The organism is Streptomyces sp. DvalAA-43 (assembly GCF_900091725.1).
GTDB lineage: Bacteria > Actinomycetota > Actinomycetes > Streptomycetales > Streptomycetaceae > Streptomyces > Streptomyces pulveraceus.
Map to the genome: position 1 here is coordinate 1 of NZ_FMBW01000047.1, position 5,145 is coordinate 5,145.

At 72.1% G+C, this 5,145-nt stretch carries 4 protein-coding genes and 1 pseudogene; 1 reads left to right on the forward strand and 4 read right to left on the reverse strand.

Translation table 11 applies throughout. The features are described 5' to 3' along the window. From GA0115234_RS20450 to GA0115234_RS20465, 4 genes and pseudogenes are all read right to left on the reverse strand, one after another. Nucleotides 1-332: pseudogene (locus GA0115234_RS20450) on the reverse strand (crotonyl-CoA carboxylase/reductase); the annotation flags it as partial. Between the two features lie 368 nt (nucleotides 333-700). Then, nucleotides 701-1,495 carry a GNAT family N-acetyltransferase gene (locus tag GA0115234_RS20455; protein WP_093543721.1) on the reverse strand — a complete coding sequence of 265 codons (795 nt, stop codon included), beginning with the start codon at nucleotides 1,493-1,495 and terminating at the stop codon, nucleotides 701-703. A 78-nt stretch (nucleotides 1,496-1,573) separates the two neighbouring features. Next, entirely contained in the window at nucleotides 1,574-2,389 is an 816-nt protein-coding gene (locus GA0115234_RS20460; protein ID WP_093543727.1) for a TetR family transcriptional regulator, read from the reverse strand. Nucleotides 2,390-2,480: 91 nt separating this feature from the next. Next, entirely contained in the window at nucleotides 2,481-4,262 is a 1,782-nt protein-coding gene (locus GA0115234_RS20465; RefSeq protein WP_093543723.1) for a 3-hydroxyacyl-CoA dehydrogenase family protein, read from the reverse strand. Nucleotides 4,263-4,621: 359 nt separating this feature from the next. Here GA0115234_RS20465 and GA0115234_RS20470 point away from each other — a divergent pair. Beyond that, a partial coding sequence (locus GA0115234_RS20470) for a HEAT repeat domain-containing protein (RefSeq protein ID WP_093543725.1) occupies nucleotides 4,622-5,145 on the forward strand: 524 nt, incomplete at its 3' end.

The following is a 5,145-nucleotide window of genomic DNA, read 5'->3' on the forward strand; positions in this document are numbered from 1 at the left end:
TCGTGACGCCGGGTGAGCTCGCTGAGCTTTCCGTAGCGCTCCAGGAAGCCGAAGGTGGACATCGGCTCGAAGATCGAGGTCCAGACGGAGTTGTAGTTCACCGAGCTCGCCATGACGGCGACCAGGGCCTCGCCCGGCCCGAGTTCGGGCACCGGGACCTCGTCGAGATGGAGCGACTTGCGGGGGTCCTTGTCGCGGGTGGCGAGGCCGTGGAACATCTCGGTCTCGTCCTTGTGCACGGTCACCGCGCGGTACGACTCGGGGATGGACAGGGCCGCGAAGTCCGCGGTCGTGCTGTCCGGCGATTGGATCGCGTCCAGGATTTCCTTCACGGTGTGCCTCCGGCGGATCGGGGCGCTGAGGGAATGCTTGAGAGTCCCTGCGAGCAAGAGGGGGCGGTGTGGTGGGACGGTGCTGCCGTCGGTCCGGCGGTCAAAGCTTCGGCTTGCTCTGTGGAGCAGAAGGTGTGCCTGTGACGCAGGCGTCCGGGCGCGCAGGCAACTCGCTTGCGGGGACAGCCGGCGTACGTGAGATCTCTTCACGCCGACCGCCCGGACAACTTCAACGTATGGCACTCCGTGACACCTGGCAAGGCACTCCGTGCCAACAATTTCTCTCACTTGTCACCCTCGGGGCACCGATGAGCGGTGCCGGGGGTGTTTCGCAGGGCTATGCCCCCAAAAGAGCCGCGAATGATCGATCAGTTGGACCGGTACACATAGGGGGTCGTGGTGCTCAGGGCGGCGAAGCCGAGCCGCTGGAGGATCGGGCTGCTCATCTCGGAGGCGTCGACCTGGAGGTAGTGGTAGCCGCGCTCCGCCGCGATGCGGGCACGGAAGGCCACCAGGGCGCGGTAGATGCCCTTCCCGCGCCACGCCTCGACCGTTCCGCCGCCCCAGAGCCCCGCGAAGCCCGTGCCCGGGTACAGCTCCATCCGGGCCGAACTCACCGGCTCGTCGCCCGCCATGGCGAGGACGCCGACGAAGCCGTCCGGGTCCTCGGCCAGCCTGGCCAGCACCTGATGCCGCAGCCGGGACCAGTCCGAGCCGAACGCCCGCTCATGGGCGCGGGCCATCAGCTCCACGTCGTCCGCGTCGTTCACCGTGCGCAGCCGCACACCGCCGGGGAGCTCCACCGCCGTCGAGAGCTCGGCGACCGGGGCGACCAGCAGGGTCTCCGGCTCCTCCGCCTCGAAACCGGCCGCCAGCAGCCGGTCCGCGAGCCCGGCCGGCCGGTCGTGCGCGTAGAGCTTCCACTCGAACTCGCCGTGCCCGAGCGCCTCGTAGTGCGCCACCTGGGCCGCGATCACCGCGTCCGCCCGTGCGGGGTCCAGGTCCGGGGCCGACCAGACGACACCGTTCCAGTCGTCGGCCGCGCCGACCTGCCGTACCACCTCGCCGGTGCGCTCGACCCGGACCCCCGGACCGTCGGGGCGGGCGTGCTCGCGCATCTCGCGGTCGAAAAGGGCCAGCAGGGCTTCGTGATCAGGATTCATCCGCCCACCACAACACCGGTGTGCGGGCGCGGCAACCAGATTTCGGCGGGTGGCGGCGCGCCGGCGGCACGCCCCCGGTCAGCGGTCCTGGAGCGCCTGCTGGATCGTGCGCATCACTTCGTCGAGCGGCGCGTCCGTCCGCGCCACGGCGACCAGCACCTCGCCCCGGGACGTCACCGAGGCTGCCGGCTGCTGCGCGGGCTCGGCGCCGACGGTCCGCCCGGCTCCGATGCCGGTCCCGAAGGTGTCCCGGACGATCGCGAAGGCATGGTCGAGCTGCGCCTCCACGTCGCCCTCGCCGCCCGCCCGCAGCCAGCGCCGCAGCACATGGTTGTGCGCGGTGACGACGGCAGACGCGGCGACCTCCGCCAGCAGCGGGTCGTCATTGCCGACATGGTGGTCGCGCTCGTCGAAGTGGCCCAGCAGATAGCGGGTGAACAGCCGCTCGTAGCGGGCCACCGAGGCGATCTCCGCCTCGCGCAGGGTGGGGACCTCGCGGGTCAGCTTGTAACGGGCCACGGAGACCGCGGGCTTCGCCGCGTACATCTTCATGACTTCCTTGATGCCGCGGCAGACGGTGTCGAGGGGGTGCTCGTGCGCCGGGGCGGCGTTGAGGACGGCCTCGGCCCTGACGAGGGTGTCGTCGTGGTCCGGGAAGATCGCCTCTTCCTTGGAGCGGAAGTGCCGGAAGAAGGTCCGCCGGGCGACCCCGGCGGCGCCCGCGATCTCGTCGACCGTCGTCGCCTCGTACCCCTTCGTGGCGAAGAGCTCCATCGCCGCGGCGGCCAGTTCGCGGCGCATTTTGAGCCGTTGGGCGGCGGCGCGCGTGCCTGCGGCACTTTCCGGGGCGTCGGGCGCGGCGGAGACACGGGGGGACCTGGCGGGCTGGGACATGGTGTGAACGTACTGCATGAGGTCGGGGGAGTGCGCCCGTGGGGGCGGGCCGCCCGGGGGATCGAGCAGCCCGCCCCACCCGGCTCCTCGGTCAGCGCCGGGCATATTCGCGGAAGCCGCGCCCCGTCTTGCGGCCGAGGCAGCCGGCGGCCACCAGATGTTCGAGCAGCGGCGCCGGGGCCAGGCCCGGGTCGCGGAACTCGCTGTGCAGCACCTTCTCGATGGCCAGCGAGACGTCGAGCCCGACGACGTCGAGCAGTTCGAACGGGCCCATCGGGTAGCCGCCGCCCAGCTTCATCGCGGAGTCGATGTCATCGAGGGTCGCGTAGTGCTCCTCGACCATCTTGATCGCGTTGTTGAGGTACGGGAACAGCAGTGCGTTCACGATGAAGCCGGCCCGGTCCCCGCAGTCCACCGGGTGCTTGCGGACCGTGCCGCACACCTCGCGGACGGTGGCGTGGACGTCGTCGGCGGTGAGTACCGTACGGACCACCTCGACCAGCTTCATCGCCGGCGCCGGGTTGAAGAAGTGCATCCCGATCACGTCCTGCGGGCGGGAGGTGGCCCGCGCGATCGCCACGACCGGCAGCGACGAGGTGGTGGTGGCGAGGACGGCACCGGGCTTGCAGACCTTGTCCAGGGTCCCGAACAGTTGCTGCTTGACCGCCAGGTCCTCGGCGACGGCCTCCACCGCGAGATCGACATCGGCGAAGGCGTCCAGCGAACCGGCCGCGGTGATCCGGGCCAGGGCCCCGTCCCGTGCCTCGGCGGTCAGCCGCCCCTTGGCGACGGAACGCTCCAGCGACTTGGCGATCCGGCTCTTCGCCATGTCCGCCTTCTCCTGGCCGCGGGCGGCGAGCACCACCTCGTACCCGGCCTTCGCGAAGACCTCGGCGATCCCCGAGGCCATCGTCCCGGAGCCCGCCACGCCCACCGCACGCACCGTGCGCCCGGCCACCGCCGACGCGTCGTCCCGCGGGGTCAGCGCGTCCGGCACCACGGCCGGGCTGCCGGCCGCCTCGTAGGTGTAGAAGCCGCGGCCCGACTTGCGGCCGGCCAGCCCCGCCTCGCTCAGCTGCCTGAGCACCGGCGCCGGGGCGTGCAGCCGGTCGCGCGACTCCGCGTACATCGCCTCCAGGACGGTACGGGCGGTGTCGATCCCGATCAGGTCGAGCAGGGCGAGCGGGCCCATCGGCAGACCGCAGCCGAGCTTCATCGCCGCGTCGATGTCCTCCCTGGAGGCGTAGTTGGCCTCGTACATCGCGGCGGCCTGGTTGAGGTAGCCGAACAGCAGCCCGTCGGCGACGAAGCCCGGCCGGTCGCCGACCGCGACCGGCTCCTTGCCCAGGCTGCGGGCGAGCGCGGTGACCGCCTCGACGGCCGGCGGCGCGGTCAGCACCGAGGAGACCACCTCGACCAGCTTCATCGCCGGTGCGGGGTTGAAGAAGTGCAGGCCGAGCACGCGCTCGGGGTGCAGCGACTCGGCGGCCAGCCGGGTCACCGACAGGGCGTTGGTGCCGGTCGCCAGGATCGCGGTCGGGGAGACGATCGCGTCGAGCTCCCGGAAGACCTGCTGCTTGATCTCGTACGACTCGGGCACGACCTCGATGACCAGCTCCGCCTCCGCGGCGGCGCGGAGACCGGTGAAGGTGCGGAAGCGGGCGAGGACATCGCTCCGCTCCTCCTCGGTGAGCCGCCCGCGCCGCACGGCGCGGGCGGTCGAGGCGTCCAGGGCGGCGACGGCCCGACGGGCGGCCGCCTCGCTGATGTCGATGCCGATGACCTCGTGGCCGGCGCGGGCCAGGACCTCGGCGATGCCGGTGCCCATGGTGCCGAGACCGACGACGGCAATGGTGCTGAGCGGGATGTCCATCACGGGACTCCAGAGAATGAGTGACGACTGTGAGGAGGCACGGCGCGCACCGCGCGGGAGAACCGGCGCGACCCGTGCGGGAAGTGCGTGTCGTGGTACTCGGGGCCGGGGCGCGAGGAGCACGCCAGGACCCGGAAAGGGGCGACGGACTCTGTCCCGGAGTCACGTCTCGAACTGCCGAACCGACAGGCACTCCGGGTGGCTGCGTCACCAGGCCACCGGAGCAGGCGGGGGATCGTGCCCCGCTCACATGAGATTAACCGCCCGGTAATGAGCGCGCCAGCCCCGGGGTGCTGTGCGCCAGGACACATTTCCACGCCCCCTCGATACGCAGGGTTCCCGCCGATACGCTGACGGTCATGGACGAGGAGTTCCGGTCGCTGGCGGACCGGCTGGCCGACGAGGCGGGCGCTGCGGGGGAGTCGGCGGCGTTCCGCGCGCTGCTCGCCACCGACGACGAGGAGGCGCTGGCCCGCGTCCTGGTGGAACGTGAACGCCCGCTCTGGGCCCGCGAGATGGCCGCCTTCCGGCTGGGCTGCGGCGGGGACCGGCGGGCCTTCGAGGCGCTGGTCCTGCTGCTCAACCACCGGGACCCGGAGCGCTGCGTCTCGGCCGCCCACGCCCTGGCCCGCCTCGGTGACCCCCGCACCCCCCGGGCCGCCGCCGCCCTGGCGACCAACTCCCTGCGCACCGCATACGCCCTGCATCCGGTGCGGCTGCTCACCGCGCTGCGCGCCCCGGAGTCCGTACCGGCGCTGATGAGCACCCTGGAGCGGCTGCTGGCCCCGGGCGATCCGCACTGGCGGGTGGCGCTCGCCTGCGTGGAGGGGCTCGGACGGCTGGGGGACGAGCGGGCCCGCCCGCTGCTGGAGACGGCGCTGCC

Coding starts and splice junctions, on each gene's coding strand:
- GA0115234_RS20455 (WP_093543721.1), bottom strand. CDS start 1,495: ATGAATCCTGATCACGAAGCCCTGCTGGCCCTTTTCGACCGCGAGATG.
- GA0115234_RS20460 (WP_093543727.1), bottom strand. CDS start 2,389: ATGTCCCAGCCCGCCAGGTCCCCCCGTGTCTCCGCCGCGCCCGACGCC.
- GA0115234_RS20465 (WP_093543723.1), bottom strand. CDS start 4,262: ATGGACATCCCGCTCAGCACCATTGCCGTCGTCGGTCTCGGCACCATG.